At 49.2% G+C, this 20,300-nt stretch carries 16 protein-coding genes; 10 read left to right on the forward strand and 6 right to left on the reverse strand.

Going from position 1 to position 20,300, the window contains the following annotated elements; all coding sequences use genetic code 11:
• Positions 1-143, reverse strand: a 143-nt coding sequence (locus ACOJS8_RS01290; RefSeq protein WP_420146734.1) for a helix-hairpin-helix domain-containing protein, incomplete at its 3' end; no start/stop codon positions are given.
• Between the two features lie 101 nt (positions 144-244).
• On the opposite strand from ACOJS8_RS01290, the gene ACOJS8_RS01295 reads away from it, so the two are divergent.
• Positions 245-757, forward strand: a complete 513-nt coding sequence (locus ACOJS8_RS01295) for a DUF2306 domain-containing protein (protein WP_420146715.1) — start codon at positions 245-247, stop codon at positions 755-757.
• Positions 758-793: 36 nt separating this feature from the next.
• Positions 794-1,093 (forward strand): 2TM domain-containing protein, encoded by a 300-nt coding sequence (locus ACOJS8_RS01300; protein WP_420146716.1) that lies wholly within the window; start codon positions 794-796, stop codon positions 1,091-1,093.
• Here ACOJS8_RS01300 and ACOJS8_RS01305 read toward each other — a convergent pair.
• Together ACOJS8_RS01305 and ACOJS8_RS01310 are read right to left on the reverse strand one after the other, a co-directional pair.
• Entirely contained in the window at positions 1,090-1,662 is a 573-nt protein-coding gene (locus ACOJS8_RS01305) for a pentapeptide repeat-containing protein (protein ID WP_420146717.1), read from the reverse strand. The genes ACOJS8_RS01300 and ACOJS8_RS01305 overlap by 4 nt on opposite strands.
• Before the next feature lie 3 nt (positions 1,663-1,665).
• The gene (locus ACOJS8_RS01310) at positions 1,666-2,460 is read right to left on the reverse strand and encodes a thymidylate synthase (protein WP_420146718.1); all 795 of its coding nucleotides are present in this window, start codon (positions 2,458-2,460) and stop codon (positions 1,666-1,668) included.
• A gap of 192 nt (positions 2,461-2,652) precedes the next feature.
• Here ACOJS8_RS01310 and ACOJS8_RS01315 point away from each other — a divergent pair, with 192 nt between their 5' ends.
• The gene (locus ACOJS8_RS01315) at positions 2,653-4,674 is read left to right on the forward strand and encodes an FAD-dependent oxidoreductase (protein WP_420146719.1); all 2,022 of its coding nucleotides are present in this window, start codon (positions 2,653-2,655) and stop codon (positions 4,672-4,674) included.
• A 204-nt stretch (positions 4,675-4,878) separates the two neighbouring features.
• Here the strand turns inward: ACOJS8_RS01315 and ACOJS8_RS01320 are convergent, their stop codons facing one another.
• Entirely contained in the window at positions 4,879-5,340 is a 462-nt protein-coding gene (locus ACOJS8_RS01320) for an OsmC family protein (protein WP_420146720.1), read from the reverse strand.
• A gap of 59 nt (positions 5,341-5,399) precedes the next feature.
• Here ACOJS8_RS01320 and ACOJS8_RS01325 point away from each other — a divergent pair, with 59 nt between their 5' ends.
• Both ACOJS8_RS01325 and ACOJS8_RS01330 read left to right on the forward strand, forming a co-directional pair.
• Positions 5,400-5,753, forward strand: a complete 354-nt coding sequence (locus ACOJS8_RS01325) for a hypothetical protein (protein ID WP_420146721.1) — start codon at positions 5,400-5,402, stop codon at positions 5,751-5,753.
• A 317-nt stretch (positions 5,754-6,070) separates the two neighbouring features.
• Positions 6,071-8,158, forward strand: a complete 2,088-nt coding sequence (locus tag ACOJS8_RS01330) for a DNA/RNA non-specific endonuclease (RefSeq protein WP_420146722.1) — start codon at positions 6,071-6,073, stop codon at positions 8,156-8,158.
• Positions 8,159-8,227: 69 nt separating this feature from the next.
• Here the strand turns inward: ACOJS8_RS01330 and ACOJS8_RS01335 are convergent, their stop codons facing one another.
• The gene (locus ACOJS8_RS01335; RefSeq protein WP_420146723.1) at positions 8,228-10,171 is read right to left on the reverse strand and encodes a glycoside hydrolase family 88 protein; all 1,944 of its coding nucleotides are present in this window, start codon (positions 10,169-10,171) and stop codon (positions 8,228-8,230) included.
• A 122-nt stretch (positions 10,172-10,293) separates the two neighbouring features.
• On the reverse strand, positions 10,294-11,970 hold the full coding sequence (locus tag ACOJS8_RS01340) for a glycoside hydrolase family 28 protein (RefSeq protein ID WP_420146724.1): 1,677 nt from the start codon (positions 11,968-11,970) through the stop codon (positions 10,294-10,296).
• A 237-nt stretch (positions 11,971-12,207) separates the two neighbouring features.
• Here ACOJS8_RS01340 and ACOJS8_RS01345 point away from each other — a divergent pair, with 237 nt between their 5' ends.
• The 5 genes from ACOJS8_RS01345 to ACOJS8_RS01365 all read left to right on the forward strand — a co-directional run bounded on the left by ACOJS8_RS01345 (position 12,208) and on the right by ACOJS8_RS01365 (position 20,293).
• Positions 12,208-12,978 carry a MerR family transcriptional regulator gene (locus ACOJS8_RS01345; RefSeq protein ID WP_420146725.1) on the forward strand — a complete coding sequence of 257 codons (771 nt, stop codon included), beginning with the start codon at positions 12,208-12,210 and terminating at the stop codon, positions 12,976-12,978.
• A gap of 137 nt (positions 12,979-13,115) precedes the next feature.
• Entirely contained in the window at positions 13,116-14,150 is a 1,035-nt protein-coding gene (locus ACOJS8_RS01350; protein ID WP_420146726.1) for a LacI family DNA-binding transcriptional regulator, read from the forward strand.
• Between the two features lie 61 nt (positions 14,151-14,211).
• On the forward strand, positions 14,212-15,456 hold the full coding sequence (locus tag ACOJS8_RS01355) for a mandelate racemase/muconate lactonizing enzyme family protein (RefSeq protein ID WP_420146727.1): 1,245 nt from the start codon (positions 14,212-14,214) through the stop codon (positions 15,454-15,456).
• 104 nt (positions 15,457-15,560) lie between these two features.
• Positions 15,561-18,695, forward strand: a complete 3,135-nt coding sequence (locus ACOJS8_RS01360) for a SusC/RagA family TonB-linked outer membrane protein (protein ID WP_420146728.1) — start codon at positions 15,561-15,563, stop codon at positions 18,693-18,695.
• A gap of 62 nt (positions 18,696-18,757) precedes the next feature.
• A complete protein-coding gene (locus tag ACOJS8_RS01365) occupies positions 18,758-20,293 on the forward strand; it encodes a SusD/RagB family nutrient-binding outer membrane lipoprotein (RefSeq protein ID WP_420146729.1) in 1,536 nt (511 codons plus the stop codon).
• The last annotated feature ends 7 nt before the right edge of the window (positions 20,294-20,300 follow it).

Below are 20,300 nucleotides of genomic sequence, written 5' to 3' on the forward strand. Positions count from 1 at the left end.
GGAGGATTCGCCAGATCGGCGGTGGATTTAGCTAAATTAAACGCAGCCGTCTGAAACGAGCGGGTTTTAAACTGATCGCGGTCGTGCAGTTCCATTAACCGGCCCGTGAGTTCAAGCAGGTCAACAATTTCGGAGTTGGTCATAAGAAAACAGTATTTGACTCCGCAATTTAGGCAATCGGTCGAATTGATAGAGATTTAGATAAAGCCTGCCATTTACCTTTGACGCATAACCTCCAAAAAAAATGTTAACCAATCTAGTTTATTCGACAACCGGCGCTATTCACCTAACATCTGCCCTGGCCGCCATGCTGCTCGGCGCGGCTGTTCTGCTCATGAACAAAGGAACTCAGATGCACAAACGCGTTGGTTACGGATACGTAGTAGCAATGGTTTTAGTGAACGTAACGGCCTTCCTGATTTACAGGCTGTTTGGCAAATTCGGTCCCTTTCACATTGCGGCCCTATTTAGTGGCATTTCCATTCTGGGAGGTATGTTACCGGTCATCTTCCGACGCTACGTCAGCAGTTGGCGGCACTACCACTATTATTTTATGAACTGGTCGGTGGTAGGTTTATATGCAGCATTCTGGGCCGAAACGCTTGTCAGACTTTTTCCGATGAAGCAGTTCTGGCCGGTCGTTGTCGTGGCTACGGGCCTTACTACATTCGCCGGTAGTTACCTGATTAATCGGTATAAATCGAAGTTTTTGAAACTGAAAAGCGAAGCGATCCCCGAGAACGCTCCTATTCTTTAATACCTATCTGACAACAATTTAAACCAACTTTTTCTCATGGAACCGAATCAAAATAATACCAAATACGACCCCTATTTGTGGAAACAGGCAAAGGCCCGCGTCGATTTTCGGATGCACCTGCGCACATATTTGATCGTTAATACCGGTTTATGGTTCATTTGGGCATTCACCAATTACGTCGTCTCTGATTCGCATAGCGTTTTCCCCTGGCCAATTTTTGCGCTGCTTGGCTGGGGTATTGGCCTGGCTTCACACTATTTTCAGGTATACCACGGTGGCAGCGAACGCTCCATGATTGAAGAAGAATATCAGCGATTGATCAGCCAGCGAGACTAAGCCCTATTCGAAATCACCAGATCGTATTTTGTTAAAAGCCCGGGTAAGCTATGCAGCGAGAACCGGGCTTTTTTTAGTTTATTCATTTCGGGGTCTATTTCCAGATTATAGGACGTAGCAAAATCAACCTGAGTGAGGTTGGCATCTTCAAACTTAGCCAGTTCCAGATTACAGTTTTTGAATACCGTACCGGTCAGATCGCATTTCAGAAATTGCGCTTCCTTAATTGAACAGTCAATAAAATGTGCTTTTCTGAGCTTACGATTCAGAAAAATGGTGTAATCAAGCTGGCATTCCTCGAAATCAGCGTGAAAGCCGAACGCGTTGCAGTGACTAAAATCGACATGAGCCAGTTTACAATTGACAAAGCTGACGTCGTACAGTTTCGTGTTTTTCAGTTCAGCTCTCGTCAGATTACAATCCTCAAACCGGCAATTGATGAAGTTTGAACTCGTCAACGCCGTGCCGGAAAAATCAAGTTTTCGAAAGGTACACTGCTCGAACTCCTGATTAGTCCACGTAGCAATGATGTTCTCCGACTGGGTAAAAATCTGGTCGTAATACTCCATTTCCTACACCGCTACGGGCGCTTTAATGGCTGGATATGGATTGTAGTTTTCGAGCGTGAAATCCTCATACGTGAAATCAAAAATCGACGCTACGTCCGGGTTTAGCCGCATGGTTGGTAATGGACGAGGTTCGCGGGAAAGCTGCGTCTCGACCTGCTCCTGATGGTTCAGATACAGATGCGTATCGCCACCCGTCCAGATGAACTCGTGGGCCGTGTAACCGCATTCCTGCGCAATCATCATCGTCAGCAAGGCATAACTGGCAATGTTGAACGGTACGCCCAAAAATACGTCGGCGCTACGTTGGTAAAGCTGGCAGGAAAGCTTGCCATCTGCTACGTAAAACTGCATCAGCAGATGACAGGGCGGCAACGCCATACTCGGTACGTCGGCGGGGTTCCAGGCCGAAATAATCATCCGGCGCGAATCGGGGGAGTTTTTCAATTGACGCAATACGTCGCTCAGTTGATCGATAACCCGACCGTCGGGCGCTGCCCAGCTACGCCATTGTTTACCGTATACCGGCCCCAGGTTTCCATCCTCGTCGGCCCACTCATCCCATATCGATACGCCATTGTCTTTCAGATACTTGATATTGGTATCACCTTTGATAAACCACAACAGTTCATGGATGATCGACCTGGTATGGACTTTCTTGGTGGTCAGAAGCGGAAATCCATCTTCCAGATTAAAGCGCATCTGATACCCAAATACGCTGATGGTTCCGGTTCCTGTACGGTCGGTTTTGCGGGTGCCATTCTGAAGAATGTGGCGAAGTAGGTCGTGATATTGTTGCATGACCAAAATTCGTAAGCCGAACGGCGTAAATCAACTATTCGTAAAAAAAACTCCGACAACCGCTCAGAATAGATCCACGTTTACGAGTGGCTATTCTCCATTTAAATCAAATTCTTACAAGAGAATTGCCCCGCTACGTCCTTTTAAGGTAAAGCATTTGTTTTTCCCAATCCTTCACTCGTCTTTTCAGTTATGCTGTATTCCTTTTTTCGACACATTGCTTGCCTGAGCTTTGCCTTATTGATTACTACGTTGTCCTCCGTCGCTCAATCGGTTAAAGAAGTTGATATCTGCATTTATGGTGGAACGTCGGGTGGTGTTATTGCTGCTTATACAGCCAAACAGTATAAAAAATCCGTTCTGCTTATTGAACCCGGCAAACACCTCGGCGGCATGACTACGGGCGGTTTAGGACTGACTGATATCGGAAATAAATATGCCATTACGGGAATAGCCCGAGATTATTACCGCAGGATTGGGCAGCACTACGGCAAATTTGAACAATGGATTTTTGAGCCACACGTTGCCGAAAATCTGTATGCCGACTATGTGAAACGCGGTCAGATCAATGTACTGCTCTCGCACCGACTCGATAAGGTGCGTAAAACCAATCAGCGTATTCAGGAAATTATCGTTGAAAACTCGGATAAACCCAGCCAGAAACAAACCATTCGCGCTAAAATGTTCATCGATTGCTCATACGAAGGCGATTTGATGGCCAAAGCGGGCGTACCATACCACGTTGGGCGCGAAGCCAATACGCAATACAACGAAACAATCAACGGGGTTCAGTTGATGACGGGGCACCAGCTTCCCGATGGCATCGATCCGCACAAAACGTCGGGTAAACCCGAATCGGGCCTGCTTTGGGGGATTAGCGACGAGAAACTGCTGCCCAACGGCACAGGCGACCGTAAAGTACAGGCTTACAACTACCGAATCTGCCTCAGCGACGATCCGGCTAATCAGGTTCCCATTACGCGCCCAGTCGGTTACGACTCAACTCATTACGATCTACTCGCCCGACTCATCGAAGCCCAGTCTGGCAAGTACTCGCTCAACCAGTATTTTATCTGGAGTCGGATGCCGAATCACAAAACCGATATCAACAACCGTAACGGTTTCTCGACCGACATGATCGGTATGAACTGGGAATACCCCGACGCTACGTATGCCAAACGTGCCGAAATCATCCAAAAACACGAAACGTACACCAAAGGATTGCTGTACTTTTTCGGGCACGACACCCGCGTTCCAGAGCCACTACGTCAGGAGATGTTGAAATGGGGTTATCCTAAAGACGAATACACCGATTCGGGAAACTGGTCGCCACAGCTCTACGTTCGGGAAGCGCGTCGGATGATCGGTAGCTACGTCATGACCCAAGCCAATTGTCAGGGACGGGACGTAGTGAATGACGGCGTTGGTATGGCCGCTTACACCATGGACTCGCATAATATTCAGCGGGTTGTAGTTGAGAAAAATGGCCAGAAAATGACAAAGAATGAAGGTAACGTGGAAGTGGGCGGCTTCGGCCCCTACCCGATTTCGTACCGCGCGCTGATTCCCAAAGTAGCCGATTGTCAGAATTTGCTGGTACCGGTTTGCCTGTCGGCTTCGCACATTGCGTACGGCTCCATTCGGATGGAACCCGTGTTTATGGTACTGGGTCAGTCGACAGCCTTGGCTGCAGCAATGGCTATCGACGCGAAAACGAGTGTCCAGAAAGTCGACGTAGCGAAACTTCAGCAGGAATTAGTCCGAAACCCGCTGGCCGATGGTAGTACAGCCGAAATTCTGGTGGATGACAACAACGAAGTGGCTGTTACGAAAACGGGTAGCTGGGAATCCGACTCGAAAAGCAAGGGAGGCTACGGCCCGTCCTATCTGCTCGGTGGCCGGCAAACTGGCGATAAGGTACAATACACCCCATCCATCCAGCGAGCGGGTACGTATCAGGTATTTCTATATCTGCCCCGTCTGGAAAAACCCGCTTCGGAGATCGGCCTCGCTGTATTTGACGGAAAAACCCGAAAAGAAATTTCAGTGAAACCCGCCGACGTAGTAGTTGTAGGGCAAACCTCCGGAGAATGGGTAGCGCTGGGCTCGTATCGGTTGCCGACCGGCAAAGACAGTTACGTCGAACTCATCACGCAGAAAACCGACGCTACCGTAGCCGCCGATGCCGTGTTGTTTGTGCCGGTAACTCAGTAAGCTGCTACGTTCCTTATGTGTTGAACAGTGTTTAACTTTTCTCTCAGGGTAAAAAAATGGCTGATTTTATCATTCCGACCGAAGGGAGGAATCTCAACTCCCCACTAATACATACTTGAGATTTCTTCCTATGGTCGGAATGACAAATATCCATCTCTAACATAGAGATTTTGGAAAGTTCAAACAGGCTCGATTGTCGAAACTCTATTCCGACAATTCAAAGGAATAGGTAATTTCGGCAGATGGCCGTAGCTGGGCCGTTGCCGAGCAATATTTATCCATCGACAGATCAATCGCCCGCTGCAATTTAGTCGGATCAATCTGGCCTTTCAGGATATACGTAATGTGAATGCTTTTAAAGGGTGCTGGTGTAGCGCCTTTGATACGTTGTCCGTCCACCGTTAGCCGGAAGTCTTCGATTACCTGTTTTTGTTTCTGAAGAATCAGGATGATGTCGATGGCCGTGCAGCCCGCCAGTCCCATCAGTAACATTTCCATTGGGCGTGCCCCCGCATTGTGCCCACCAATGTCAGTGGCTCCATCAATGTGCAACGCTACACCTGAGGTGCCAACAGCTTCAAAATGAAAGGCGTCGTCTACGCGAGCGAGTTCAACCCGCATCGTATTGAATTCCGGCGTTACGCTAACCGGTTGTGAATCAAGCATTGTCTTTTTGCGTTTATCAGGTAAAATCGTTAGCTTCACCAACTCAAAGTAAATAAATCATGTCCGAAAAATTTACCGATGACCTCTTCGACCTCAAAAATGACCGACGGTTGAGTGTGTATCTTTATCGGGCTGGTTTTGGAGCCTGGTTACTGTATATCGTATCAGGCGCTCGTTTTATGGAGCCTGTACGTATGTACCGAACAGATTTCGGCGTGTTCTCGTTCTTCCTCATGGTCATGGGTTTATCGGCGTCCATGATTTACGACTATTACCACCATCCCACCGAGTTCGCTCAGAAAAAAAAATGGCTGGCAATCAGTTATTTAATTCTGGCGGCTTTGGTCTACGTCTTCGTTTTGCATAATGAACCAACTGATATAAAGCAGATTTTGGGACAAGGACTGTTTTAATGGTTCGCTGATTAGCCCCGTACTTCCGATCACAAGCATGTTTACTCGATAACTGCTTCAATAACCTCCAGTCGGCCCGGCTGACCAGCTAGTTTTTATTTCTTCACTGGCGTTTTTCGGATAATGAAGTAAAATCCGATGTTAGTAGCTATACCAATTTGTTGGACAAATCGGGAAATAGGCTATGCGCGCATGTTACGTATTTCTGCCGCGAACTGAGTGTAAACCAGTAAATTCCCCTGCAAGAAGCCGGAATTCTCCCGTTGTTCCCCTTGCTATTAAGCCCTAACATTGCCTATCCTAAATCATCATTACTCATGAAAGACTTAAAAGACAAATTGAGTCAGGTTCTGGCTACAATACAGGAGAATGACCCCGAGCTAGCCAGTGAATTTCAGAAAGTCCGTAAACAGGAAAAATACCAGGAAGAAGCGCGTAGCTTAACCCCAATGGTGGAGGCTTTCGCCGGTGATTTTGAAAATATTGGACCCGGTGCAACCCTCGAAACCATTGTCCTGCGGGTAGGTCGTCCGGTGTTGAGCGTATTCAACGATGAAGCTGTTCTGGAGTTCAGAGACGCCGAGAGTGCAGTCTGGCAAAATCGTTTGACGGATGCTCGTCCTCGCTTAACGACCGCCATCAAGGCCGTTGGACGTATTGAACTGGAAAACCACCCGACTTTCGAATGGGTAGGAACCGGCTGGCTTGTTGATGAAAACATTGTCGTAACCAATCGGCACGTAGCGGAATTGTTCGGTCGCAGCAACAACAACACGGGATTTGTTTTCCGGCAGGGTATTGCCAACCGGACCATGTCCGCATCAATTGATTTTATCGAGGAATTTAACAATACGCTGGATGCTACGTTTCGCGTCGAAAGCATTTTACACATCGAAAAGGAAAGCGGCCCGGACCTTGCTTTCCTGCGGGTTAAATCCATCGCGGGCAAAACGCTGGCCGACCCCATTCCCCTGTCAACGGATCGTGTGAAAGGCAAACCTGATATCGCCGTCATTGGCTACCCAGCCCGTGATAGCCGGATTCCTGACCAGCAGTTAATGACGGATATTTTTGGGGATGTGTACAACAAAAAGCGACTGGCACCCGGTCAGGTAACGGGTCTGACGACCGATGCTTTGCTGCATGACTGCTCAACGCTGGGCGGAAATTCAGGCTCCGTTGTGCTTGATTTAAAATCGGGGAAAGCACTGGGCATTCATTTCGCCGGACGTTTCCTGGAAAGCAATTTTGCCGTATCGGCTTCCCTCATCAGCGAGCGGCTCAAAAAACTAAAAAAAGCGTCTGTAAACCCCGGCTCAGGCATGAATCATGTAACTCCATCCGACAACGGTGCCGACCATAATCTACCCGCTGTTGTTACGTTGCCCGCTACCTTGCAACCGTCGGCTTCGCAACAAACGGTTAGCTTTACTATTCCGCTTCAGATTAGCGTTACCATCGGTAATCCTGTTTATAATCAGGACGTAACGCCAGTCAAAATTTCGACGGTATCTCAGGTCACGAAAGCTACCGATGATGACGATCTGATTGCAGACAGTGAAGCGACCCCGGCCGATTATGCCGATCGAATCGGTTACGTATCTGATTTTTTAGGCGCTGACGCTGATGTACCGCTACCTAAACCCAACGATTCGCTCAAAAAGGATATTCTAACCTTTGGACCTACCGGCAAACCACAGCATGTGCTTAAATACCAGCATTTCTCAGTGGTGATGAGCCGCAGCCGGCGGATGTGCTTCTTCAGCGCTGTCAACATCGATGGGAAAGCCTCCGTGCGCAGCAAGCGGGTAGGCTGGCGACTCGATCCGAGGATTCCCGCCAAAGCCCAGATCATGAAGGAATGCTACGGTAATGAACCCAAATTCAGCCGGGGGCACATGACCCGCCGGGAAGATCCCGTTTGGGGGAGTCCTGACGTAGCCAACGAGGGCAACGCCGATTCGATGCACGTCACCAATGCCGTACCGCAGATGCAACCGTTTAATGCGGGGATCTGGCTTGGTCTGGAGGATTATGCACTGGAGAACGCCCGTGAGGATGATATGCGTATTTCGGTCTTTACCGGCCCGATCTTTCAGGCGGATGACCCCATTAAGTTTGGCGTGAAAATTCCCCGTTCATTCTGGAAGATCATTACCTTCATCCATGATCAAACCGGAGAGCTCTGTGCAACAGGTTACACCATGTCGCAGGAAGGGTTTCTACGGGAAGAAGAGTTTATTTTCGGTCAGCACGATACGGCTCAGGTACCTATCGCCAGCATTGAATCGCTGACAGGTCTGTCGTTTGGTCAGTTAACCGACGTTGATCCGCTGAATTCAGTACGAGAGTCCCTTACAGCCTCTTCCGTACTTAAAAACTTCAACCAGATCCAGTTTTTGTAAGTGCGTTACGTTGGACGTATTGGAAAGCAGCCCGCCAGAATTTATAGGTTTCTGGCGGGCTGCTTTTCGTTATTTCCGGCTGCTGGCCGTAGCTGACGACGTAGCACCGGTTTGCTTCAGCAACCAGGTGGCCAGGTCTTTGCCCGCCTGGAAGTTTTGATACGTAGCGGGTATTTTGCGCCCGTCAGTGTACTCGTTATAAAGCCAGGGATCACCCACCGCAAACACCATCCCTTTTCCCACTTTAGCCGTAGCGATGATAACATCCTTGTCTTTGGTAACGACGGCTTTCGCCGGTGCTTTTAGGCCAACGGGCGCGAGTTCTTTGATATAAACCGCTTTCGTATTTGGGAAAACTTCGTTGCCAGCCGGAATGTCTACGCGCCCCTGCTCGTACTGATCTCCTTTCACCATATTAATATTTTTCGGCAGAAACTGCATACCAAATTGCGCTGCTAGTTGGTTCAGGTGAGTGTGTTCGCAATTGGACGTATCGTTAGCCATGAGCACCAGAACGCCCCCGGCTTTCACCCAATCGCTGATCGCTTTCGTATCAGCCTCGCTGATGTAATTGGGCTTGGGCGTTTCTTTCGGCGTATCCGGATCAACGATAATATAGACATTTACATTTTTTAGCGACGCGGCCGTTGGTGCCGTAGCTAACGTAGTGGTTTTGGCGCCGAGGTCGCGGAACGTAGTGCCCCACAACCAGAAGCCCGAATGCTGACGATCTTCCCAGACGTAGTGAAACGGCTCCTGCTGACCATTGTGATCTTTCCGAAACTCGTGGTTGAAGTAATTATCGACCGCTACGGTACGTCCTTTACCTAATCCATTCTCTTCCGCAATCTCCATTTCGACGCTGGCCATGATAAATGGGCCAACGCCTTTCAGATCATCCTGACGAATTTTCTCGCTTAAATAATACTCGTAACTACCATCCCGGTACGGATTGCCGCCCAGTCCGCCAACAAGCACTGTTTTCTCAAGATGAACCAGTTTTTCACTGTCCGTCGTAATAAAGTTTTTCAGCATACCGTCGAAGCCTTTTTTCGCAGCGGGCAACATGGACTGGGGCAGATAACCCATACGAACGCCCTTCGCCAGCGCATACACGAACATACTCGTGCCCGACGCTTCAAGGTAATTGCCTTTATCGCCCATGCGGTCTGTTACCTGATACCAGCAGCCAGAGGCCGGGTCCTGGTATTTCACAACGGCGGGCATAAACCGTTGCAGAATGGTTACCAACTCGCCCCGGCGGGGATGCGTTGCGGGCATGTAATCCAGTACGTCGACTAACGCCATTGCGTACCAGCCCATAGCCCGGCTCCAGAAGTTTGGCGATTTTCCCGACTGTGGATTCGCCCATTTCTGCTGGCGGCTTTCGTCCCAGCCGTGGTAAAGCAATCCCGTTTTGGCATCGCGGGAATTCTTCTCCATCCAGACAAACTGGTTAACGATGTCGTCGAAATCCTTTCCGTTGGGGTCAAACAGTTCCGTGTATTCAGCGTAGAACGGTTCAGCCATGTACAGGCCATCGAGCCACATCTGATACGGGTAGATCTGTTTATGCCAGAAACCACCTTCTTTCGTACGGGGCTGTTCGGCCAGTTGCTTGCGGAGCAGGTCTGCGGCTTTGCGGTACTTTTCTTTATTCGGCAACGTCTGCTGATACAGCATCAGCAATGAACGGCCAGGCGTTATGAAATCTATGTTGTATTTGCTCAGATCGTAGGTCCGGATTGTGCCGTCGTCGTTTACGTACCGGTCCATCTGCTTCTTCACGTAATTGAAATAACGCGCGTCGCCCGTGCGATACCACACCTGCGTAATGGCGTGCAGCACCAGCCCCATCTCGTAATCCCAGTGCGCCACTCGCCCACCTTTATACATGATCGAATCGGGGTAGGTCGCCATAATGGTGGCCGTCATCTTCTGCGACCAGGGTGTCGTCTGCGCCCAAACCCAGGTTGGCAGTACGCATAAGCAAACAAGAAAGAATTTCTTCATGAGTATAAAATGGATTGACAACGGGGACACGGAGAACACAAAGTAATAGAAAAGTACGCGGGAAAGCGATAAACCGTTATGTTCTCTTTAACTCGATGGTTACGGCTGTGACTTGATTGACCTTACTTGATTGTCAACGCATTTGCCTGAACATTTGCGGTAGTTTCTACCGTTTTCTTAGCGCGCGACGTATCGGTATTTAATAGATTAATGGCCCGCGAACGATCGCCTGTTATGTGCATCAGCAGGTCCGTGTGATCAGCGTACCGAATTTTGTCGAGTGTTACGTTCCGGCTGTTCTGAAACTGCATAACCGTTTTGGCACTGGTAAGTAGCGCAACATTTTTCAGGTTTATGTTCTCGGCTTCGATACAGACAAGCCCTTTACGGCTCTGCAATACAGCGTTTTCGATTAGAATATCCTTTACGGCCATTTCGGGCAGGCCCCGAATCAGAATCGCCGTTTCGGCCCCTTTGCAGCGTACGTTACGTACCTGAAACGATCGAAATTGGGGCGTTGCTTCGGTAAGCGGTTGCGCTGGAATAGCGGGCAACTCATTGGATTCGCCATGTTGAGGTACCGGGTCTTTCGCAGCATAATACATGTCGAACAGAATGGCTTCTCCGGCAATATCGGTCATGTCGATGCCATCCACAAAAATGTTCTCGACCACGCCACCACGTCCCCGCGCCGTTTTGAATCGCAGGCCAACGTCAGTCCCCATAAACGTACAGTTCGATACGTAGAGGTTGCGAACGCCACCCGACATTTCACTACCAATGACAAAGCCGCCATGCGCATGATAAACCCGGCAGTTCCGAATAATAATGTTCTCGGTCGGCACACCGCGTTTGCGGCCCTGCTCATCGCGACCGGATTTTATGCAAAGGCCATCGTCGCCCACATCGAACGTACAATCTTCAACCAGCCCGTTCCGGCACGATTCCAGGTCCAGTCCATCTCCATTCTGCGCATACCAGGGATTTTTCGCCGTAACACCGCGCAACGTAATATGCTCACATAGAAGCGGATGCAGACACCAGGCGGGCGAATTCTGGAACGTAACGCCTTCCAGCAAAATGCGCTTACAACGGGTCAGGCTTAGCATATTAGGACGCAGAAAATCTTTAATTTCCTGGTAATAGCTCATCGGCTGGCCTGTCTTCACTACGCCACTGGCTCCTTTCAGCGATTGCGCCGATGGATACCATATATCTTTCTTGTCGTTCAGTACGCCACCCGATGCGACCAGCTTCTTCCACTGATCATCGGTCATTTTACTCTGTTTAACCATCCGCCAGAAGTCACCAGCGCCATCCAGAATCCCCTGACCCGTAATGGCAATATTCTCCAGATCCGTACCCGAAATAGGCGCCTGATTTCGGATGGCGTCCTCCCCTTCCCAGGTCGTGCTCACCAATGGATAGCTATCGCGCTGGTCCGTAAACTGGAGCAAGGCTCCTTTTGCCAGATGCAGGTTAACGTTACTTTTAAGCAAAATGGGTCCAGTGACCCAAAGTCCGGTTGGAATCAGGACCACACCACCGCCCTTTCGGTTGCATTCGTCAATCGCTTTTGTAATGGCCAACGTATTGATTGTCAGCCCGTCAGCAACAGCGCCGAATTTCAGAATGGAAAGGGTGTCTTTGCGGAAGGTTGGTAATTTCACTTCCGGCAAATCGCGTCCCGGAACGTAGTGGGACACAGCAGCAGGGATTGCCTGACTGGTCAGGGAATTAGGAGCCATACGGAAGGCCATCGCCATGACTGCCACCGTCAAACCGGAGAGAATTTTCATAGATGAATTAGCCGTCAATATCGCCTGGAGAAGCCCGCACGAAACCGATCGACCTTGATTTCACCTCTAAATTGCCCTTAAAATCAGCACTCATTCAAGAGGATATTGACCTTTTTTTACGCAATCGTTCCCGGTAACGTTACCATCAGACCTCCGAAATAAAAAAAGTTGAATTTTCTCTTGACTCTCCCCTTACGTCATAGTCTACATTTGCTACCGTCAATTTGATAAGCAGTTATGCGACACTATTCTGTCAAAAATCTGGCGAAACTAGCGGGTGTCAGTGTGCGCACATTACATCACTACGATCGCCTGGGTCTGTTAAAACCGTCAGTACGTACCGAGGCCAGGTACCGACTGTATGGTCAGGAAGAGCTAATCCGTCTGCAGCAGATTCTCTTCTACAAAGAACTGGATTTCTCACTCGAGGAGATTCTCAGCATTCTGGAAGACCCCAATTTTAACCTGCTGAACGCACTGGAAAGTCATAAGCAGGCGCTTAGAGACAGGCAGGACAGGCTTGCTACGTTGCTGGTAACGATTGACAAAACTATTTCAACTTTAAAAGGAGAACGAGTCATGTTAACACACGAAGAGTTATACGAGGGCTTCCCCAGAGGTCAGGAGTACCGCCAGGAGGCCATAGAGAAGTACGGAGCAAAAACCATCGAGGAAAGCGAGCGTAAGCTGAAACAGATGGGCAAAGCCGGGTTTGAACAATTGAAAGCGGATGCGCAGGATATCGCGCAGAAGCTTGCCGGTATGATTCATCTGGACCCGAAAAGCAACGTAGTACAACAGCAAATAGCGCGGCATTACCAGAACATTCGGGGATTTTGGGGTGAATCGGTTTGCCAGTCGAAGAATATGGCGGAAGCCTACAAAGGACTAGCGCAGTTGTACGTAGATGATCCGCGCTTTACGAGTCAGAACGGTCAGCCAAATCAAGAATACGTTACGTTTCTGAGTAAGGCAATGATCCATTTTGCTGATACCCAGATTCATTAGTCGTTCCATTTGTCATGGCCGGGTTAGCAATCTGGCCATGACAAATAGAATTATTCGACAAAAAATCATCAAAAAATATGGAAAAATATTTTTTTGTTTAAAGGATTAAGCATAGATTTGAACGCAACTGATAGTGAATGAGTGCTAAAAAAACTTCGTTAAAGGATATAGCGCAGCGAGCGGGTGTTTCTACAGCCCTTGTGTCTTACGTCCTGAACGGTAAAGAGAAAGAAAGTCGGGTTGGCCAGGAAATTGCCGCCAAAATCAAACAGATTGCGAGCGAACTCCATTACCAGCCCAACCATCTGGCAAAAAGTCTGCGAAGCGGAAAAACCCACACCATCGGCCTCATCATTGCCGACATCTCCAATCCGTTTTTCGCGAACATTGCCCGAGTGGTTGAAGATGAAGCAAAGAAGAATGGGTATACGGTCATTATTGGTAGTTCGGATGAAAACCCCGACAAGTCACGGGATTTGCTGAACGTACTGATTAACCGGCAAGTCGATGGGTTCATTATTGTGTCTTCTGAAGATTCAGCGAGTCAGGTTCAGGATCTGAAAGATAAAAACATCCCCTTCGTTCTGCTGGACCGGTATTTTCCGGATATACAAACGGATTTTGTTTCAACCGATCATTACAAGGCCGCCTATGACGCAGGAAATCACCTAGTTAGCAATGGCTATAAACGTATTGGAATGGTTGCCTATAAATCGCAACTGTTTCATATGCATGAACGAATACGCGGGTATCAGGATGCCTTGAAAGACAATAAAATAACTTTTCAGAAAACCTGGCTTAAAAAAGTTCGGTTCAGCGCTATCGAATCGGAAGTGAGAGGAGCTATTGACGAATTAACGGCTATGAAACCTCCGGTAGATGCCCTGATTTTTGCTACGTATGGCCTGGCAATCAATGGATTAAAGTATTTCAATGAATTGCGTTTACAAGTTCCGGACGATTTAGCGATTGTCAGTTTTGGCCAGGCAGAAGTGTTCGACCTGTACCATTGTCCAATCACCTATTTGAAACAACCGATTGGTTTACTGGGCCAAACCGCCGTCGGGCTTTTGGTCGATAAAATAAAAAATCATCAGAAAGGCCCAGCCCAGATTCTTATGAAAGCCGAACTGATTGTCAGGGCATCATCGAAAACGAAGATTATAGGATAGACATTGATTTGCCATATTGCTTAAACGATTAAGCGAAACGTTTCTTTTTACTCTTACTTTTATGCAACGTAGAAATTTTCTTAAGTCTGCCCTAGTTGGTTCATCAGCCGTTTTAGCAGGTCTTCCTGTAGGTAAGGCTTTCGCTGCACCCCCTAAACTAAAAATCACCAAAATCCGCTACTACGCGGCTCCGGGTTATAATAAGCCCCTATTCAATCAGGCACGGGGTATTGTCGAAATTGAAACCGATGGAGGCATTATTGGCATCGGCGAAGGTGGGTCAAAAGACATGGTTGAGCAACTGGCCCAAATGATGATTGGCGAGAATCCATTTCGGATTGAGCACATCTGGCAGAATCTTTACCGGGGTATGTTCTACCCGCCAGGACGCGAAAAGCTACACGCACAGGGTGCACTGGATATGGCGCTCTGGGATCTTAAAGGAAAGGCGCTGGGCGTACCGGTCTACGAACTACTGGGCGGAGCCACGCGCGATTATATAGAATGTTACGCGACTGGCTTCCGGGCTTCGAAAGCCAAAACTGAAGAGGAACGCGCCCGCGATTGTATCGAAGCGGGTTTGCGTGCCTACCGGATTGGTCCAACGGGCGGCAACGGCGCTGACCCATTCGATTTCTACGACAACGCAAAGAAAACAATCGAATTCTGCAAACGTATCGACGCGGCCGTGGGCGGTGGCGGCAAGTGGGCCATTGATCTGCACACCCGTTTCGATACCACCGAAGGGGTTAAAATCTGCAAGGCACTCGAAAATCTGGAGCCGTATTTCGTCGAGGACATTGTACGTTCCGAAAATCCGGATGTGTATAAAACGGTACGTCAGATGACCAACGTACCAATTGCCGTCGGCGAACAATTTGGCGATCGCTGGGACAGTAATACGTTCATTGAACAGCATTTGATTGATTACACGCGCTTTACGTTGCCGAATACGGGTGGCATCTCCGAATTCCGGAAACTGGCCTCCATGTGCGAAACGCACTACGTTGGTATGATTCCGCACTTTACCGGGCCACTGGCGACTGCTACGTTGGTGCACGTATTGGGTTCCAGCAGTCCGATGCGTTGCCTGATGGAATTAGGCGGTGGCGAACCTGAACGCCCAGCTTATTTCAACGAAGATTTCGTCAATTTCAAAAACGGCAAACTTTACCTAAACCCGAATCCGGGGCTTGGCGTTACGTTCGACCCGAAGAAGGCGACCTTCCTCTTTGAAGTAAAAGAAAATACGAAGTTCCCTCACCCGATTTTGAAGGCGCCGGATGGATCGATTCATAACTGGTAAGCTTTTGCTCCTGAATCCCCCTGAGGGGTAAACAGGCCAGGCATTTTCATTGCCAATTCTGTAAATCCTGGCGCCCCTTCTTTTCTTTTAACTATTCCTAAATCATGAAAAAACCTCTAACACTCCTTCTCCTATGGCTGCTGCTTTGTCAGAGCTATGGATTTGCCCAATCCAACCGAGTCACTGGTAAGGTGACGGGTACCAATGATCAAGGGTTGCCTGGCGTGAACGTAGTCGTAGGCGGTACGTCGACGGGCACCACGACCGATGCCGAAGGAAATTATTTCATCAATGCTCCGGCTAATGCCTCACTGGTTTTTTCGTACATCAGCTACATAAGCCAGACGGTTCCGGTCAACAACCGCTCGATCATTAATGTAAAACTGGTGGAGGATGCCAAAGCGATTGATGAGGTCGTTGTTACGGCGCTGGGTATCAAGCGCGAAGCCAAAACGCTGGGGTACGCTACGGCAACGGTCAACTCCGAACAGATCAACGTGAACCGTACGAACAACTTCATGAACGGTTTGCAGGGGAAAATGGCGGGGGTAAATATTACCAGTATGGGTTCGGGACCGGCCGGAACGTCGAAAATTCGGATTCGCGGTCAGTCATCGTTTAGTGGGCAAAACAATCCGCTGATTGTGGTCAACGGTGTACCTATCGATAACTCCAACTACTCGCTTGGTGGCGACTTCGGCAACCGAGCCATGAACAATTCCGACGGTGGTGATGGACTCAGCAGTATCAACCCCGACGATATCGAAACTATGACCGTTCTCAAAGGCGGGACGGCAGCCGCTCTATACGGCTCGCGCGCGAAAGACGGCGTGGTGATGATTACCACTAAAAGCCGGGGTTCTGGCAAAGGAATTGGTGTTACATACAATACCAACTTTACCACCGAAACAGCGCTTGACTTCACTGATTTTCAGTATGAATACGGTCAGGGCGAGGGCGGCAAACGGCCCACAACGGCCGACCCAACATCAGGTGTGTGGAGCTTTGGCGAGAAGTTTCAGCCAGGCATGACGCAGACCCTGTTCGACAACGAAACCTGGCCGTACGAACCGGTTTTCAACCGGGTGAAACAGTTCTACCGTACAGGCACCAACTTCACCAATACGGTTACTGTAGCCAATAATGGCCAGAACGGCGGCTTTAGCCTCTCCCTGAGCAATACCGACAACAAGGGCATTATGGAAAACAACACCTTCAATCGGAAGGTGATCAACCTAGGATTTACGCAAAATATTGGCAGCAAACTCACGGTGCTGGGCAATATCAACTATTCGAAAGAGAATAACGTAAATCCGCCCCAGCTCAATGCACAGGACTTTTCTGTATCGACCGTCATTTTCACGCTGGCGAACTCCATGCCATTCCAGGCGCTGCGTGAAAACCAGGTTAAACCGAATGGCGACGAGTTTGTATTCTCGCGCTTTCTGGTACGGAACAACCCGTACTACTCAATGAATTATCACTTCGAAAATATTCTGCGCGACCGCGTTTTTGGCAACATCGCGCTACGTTATCAATTTACCGACTGGCTATATTTACAGGGACGTATTGCGCAGGATTATTACGTACGAAACCAGGATTACAACATTCCAAACGGGTACGCCCCTATTGCCAAAGCGCCTGTTGGGTATGTGAATGGCTCGTATACGCAGGACGTGCGGCAGAATACCGAACGAAACCTCGACTTTATTCTGGGCGGCAACAAAACGTTTGGTAAGATCGGCGTCGACGTAACGCTGGGCGGAAATGCCCGTTATGCCCGCAACGACTACAATAGTGTGACCGTACAGGATTTTGTGCAGCCAGGCCTGTACACCGTAGCCAACGGCCGGGTTAAAAACCCCGTTTACGGTCTGTCCGAAAAGAAAATCAACTCGCTGTTCGGCTCTGCTACCCTCTCCTACAACGATTACCTGTTCCTGACGGCTACGGCACGTAACGACTGGTTTTCTACCCTGGCCCCGTCCAACCGGAGCATTCTGTATCCGTCCGTAACGGGTAGCTTCGTGTTCTCGCAAGCCTTCGAAAAGTTACCCACCTGGATATCGTTCGGTAAACTCCGGGCGGCTTATGCCCAGGTTGGCTCGGATAACGTAAACCCGTATTCGAACGCATTATACTACCAGGTCGATAATAACTCTTTCCCGAATCCAGCCGGTCAGCTCGTCCCGGTAGGTGGTATCAATGCATCGGTCGTACCGAACAAAAACCTACGGCCGCTACGTATTCAGGAAGCGGAAGTCGGGCTTGAATTGAAGTTGTTCGATAACAAAGTTGGCTTCGACTTTACCTACTATCACAAAACCACCAACGACCAGATTCTGGCGGCTCAGATTTCAGATGCGTCGTCGTACACCAGTAAGCTGATTAACGTAGGACGTAGTATGAACCAGGGACTCGAAATGGCCCTTAACTTCTCGCCCGTCGTTACGCCCGCTTTCCGCTGGGATTTCAACGCCAACGTATCGTATAATACGTCGAAAGTGCTGCAACTCGGTCTCTCGCCCAACGACACGATTATTACGGTTAGTGGCGGTAGCGGTCGGGTGCTCAATCAGGTTGTGGGCAAACCCATCGGGCAGTTATACACCTTCATGTACCTGCGCGATGCACAGGGCCGGAAAGTGTTCGATCAAAATAGCGGTATGCCACTACGTAACAACACGCTCCAGAACGTAGGTAACGCACTTCCGACTTACTTCGGCGGCATTACCAATTCGTTTACCTACAAAGGCATCTATCTATCGGTGTTGATCGACTTCAAGCTGGGGCACAAAATGCTTACCGGACGTAACATCAACTACCTGCGCCACGGCCTGTCGAAACGGACACTGCCCGGCCGGGATGTAGGCTACGTGATTGGCGACGGTGTCAATCCAAATGGTGAAATCAACAAGACCCGGGCAGCCGTACAACCATTCTACGAATCGCTAAATCCGCTGGGTATCCATGAAGATTTTATTAATAATGCCGGATTCTGGAAACTGCGTCAGATTACATTGGGCTACGATTTCACGAAACTCCTTCCTCAGTCTTTGTTCATTAAAGGCATAAAACTCAGTGCCGTAGCAAATAACGTACTGATTATCAAGAAGTGGACGGAGAACATGGATCCTGAAGAAGCAATGGTTTCGTCGGACAACTCCGTTGGGCTCGATTTCTGGCCTGGGCTCCCCCCCACCCGCACAATGGGCTTTAACCTCAATGTACGATTCTAATTTTCTGTTTTAGGCCTTAGGCCCCCACGTAAGGGGTTGGGGTTCATAAACGTCTTCAAACCATGAAAAAATACATAAAATTCATATTCACAGTGGCACTCTCGCTAAGTATGCTCACGGGCTGCGATGAGGGCTTTACAGAGGTTAATACCAACAAGGTCGACCCTACGTCGCTGGCACCATCGATGGTGCTGAACAAGGGAATCATCAATACCAATTACCTCGACGGTTTTGGCACGCTGGGTATGTTGTGCTACAATTTCGGCATTGTGCAGCAGATCATTACACCCTATGGAAGTTCACTTTCCGGCGGAAACTACGATCAGGTTAATAATGGAAATACCCCGCTGGTCTGGCAGAATATGTACCGCAACGTAATAAAGCAGCTTGTATCGGTACTGGATCAGACCAAATCCGATCCGCTGCAAATCAATACGTATCAGGCAGCCCGAATCTGGCGGGCGTATGTATTTATGATTCTGACCGATACGTATGGCGATGTTCCTTACTTCGAAGCTGGACAGGGTTATACAACCGAAACCATTAACCCAAAGTATGACCCGCAACAGGACATTTACAAGGATATACTGAAGGAGCTGGATGAGGCTTCGGCCGCCCTCACTACGTCTCAGCAGCCGGTTGTAACGGATATTTTGTATGGTGGCGACGTAGCGAAATGGAAGAGACTGGGTTATTCGTTCATGCTACGTGCCGCCATGCGCCTGACCAAGGTTGACCCGGCAACTGCCGAAGCCTACGTCAAGAAAGCCGTAGCGGGTGGGGTTTTCCAATCCAATGCCGACAACTCGATTCTTCGGCATACATCGCTGTATAACAATTACATTGCCAACCACTTACAAGCCCGGGAAAAAACCAATTTCTACCTGGCGGCCCCTTTCGTCGACTATCTGAAAGCGAATAACGATCCTCGACTGCCCATTTTCGCCGTACGCTACGTCGGTGCCAAAGGTGGCCAGGAGCAGGTAGCCGCGCGCGCATCGTCTGATCCGGCGGTGCAGGTTGGTATGCCGGTGGGTTACAATGACGTTTCCATTTCTTCGACGTTTGCGGCCAATAATGTGGTGAGCCTTTGGGATTATACCCAGGTCAACCTCAATACAGTACTGAAACTCGATGCGCCCGAGTTTCACATCACGCATGCGCAAACCCAGCTCTTACTAGCCGAAGCAGCCACCCGAGGCTGGGTAACGGGCTCAGCCGCTACGTATTACGCAGCAGGGATTCGGGCCAATCTGGAACAGATGGCTTCGTACGGCTCAACCATTCCAGAGGCTTCGATTAAAGCGTATCTGGATGCCCATCCGTTTGACGCCAGCAAGGCACTCGACCTGATTAACACGCAGTATTGGGTGGCTACGTTCCTGGACGGTAACGAGTCGTGGGCCAATTTCCGACGTAGTGGCTATCCGGCTCTCAAGAAAAATCCTTATCCGGGATCTGAAGTAAAAGGCGATTTCATCCGTCGACTCCTTTATCCTGATAGTGAGATCATTGTCAATTCTGGAAAAATGAACGAAGCCATCGCCCGGCAGGGTCCAAACACGCTCGATACGCGGGTATGGTGGGATAAAAAGTAAAATTATG

The organism is Spirosoma sp. (genome assembly GCF_048594605.1).
In the GTDB taxonomy this organism is placed as follows: Bacteria; Bacteroidota; Bacteroidia; order Cytophagales; family Spirosomataceae; genus Spirosoma.

Excerpts from the sequence above, each read along its gene's own strand:
- ACOJS8_RS01295 (WP_420146715.1), top strand. The coding sequence starts at position 245 with ATGTTAACCAATCTAGTTTATTCGACAACCGGCGCTATTCACCTAACA.
- ACOJS8_RS01300 (WP_420146716.1), top strand. The coding sequence starts at position 794 with ATGGAACCGAATCAAAATAATACCAAATACGACCCCTATTTGTGGAAA.
- ACOJS8_RS01305 (WP_420146717.1), bottom strand. The coding sequence starts at position 1,662 with ATGGAGTATTACGACCAGATTTTTACCCAGTCGGAGAACATCATTGCT.
- ACOJS8_RS01310 (WP_420146718.1), bottom strand. The coding sequence starts at position 2,460 with ATGCAACAATATCACGACCTACTTCGCCACATTCTTCAGAATGGCACC.
- ACOJS8_RS01315 (WP_420146719.1), top strand. The coding sequence starts at position 2,653 with ATGCTGTATTCCTTTTTTCGACACATTGCTTGCCTGAGCTTTGCCTTA.
- ACOJS8_RS01320 (WP_420146720.1), bottom strand. The coding sequence starts at position 5,340 with ATGCTTGATTCACAACCGGTTAGCGTAACGCCGGAATTCAATACGATG.
- ACOJS8_RS01325 (WP_420146721.1), top strand. The coding sequence starts at position 5,400 with ATGTCCGAAAAATTTACCGATGACCTCTTCGACCTCAAAAATGACCGA.
- ACOJS8_RS01330 (WP_420146722.1), top strand. The coding sequence starts at position 6,071 with ATGAAAGACTTAAAAGACAAATTGAGTCAGGTTCTGGCTACAATACAG.
- ACOJS8_RS01335 (WP_420146723.1), bottom strand. The coding sequence starts at position 10,171 with ATGAAGAAATTCTTTCTTGTTTGCTTATGCGTACTGCCAACCTGGGTT.
- ACOJS8_RS01340 (WP_420146724.1), bottom strand. The coding sequence starts at position 11,970 with ATGAAAATTCTCTCCGGTTTGACGGTGGCAGTCATGGCGATGGCCTTC.
- ACOJS8_RS01345 (WP_420146725.1), top strand. The coding sequence starts at position 12,208 with ATGCGACACTATTCTGTCAAAAATCTGGCGAAACTAGCGGGTGTCAGT.
- ACOJS8_RS01350 (WP_420146726.1), top strand. The coding sequence starts at position 13,116 with ATGAGTGCTAAAAAAACTTCGTTAAAGGATATAGCGCAGCGAGCGGGT.
- ACOJS8_RS01355 (WP_420146727.1), top strand. The coding sequence starts at position 14,212 with ATGCAACGTAGAAATTTTCTTAAGTCTGCCCTAGTTGGTTCATCAGCC.
- ACOJS8_RS01360 (WP_420146728.1), top strand. The coding sequence starts at position 15,561 with ATGAAAAAACCTCTAACACTCCTTCTCCTATGGCTGCTGCTTTGTCAG.
- ACOJS8_RS01365 (WP_420146729.1), top strand. The coding sequence starts at position 18,758 with ATGAAAAAATACATAAAATTCATATTCACAGTGGCACTCTCGCTAAGT.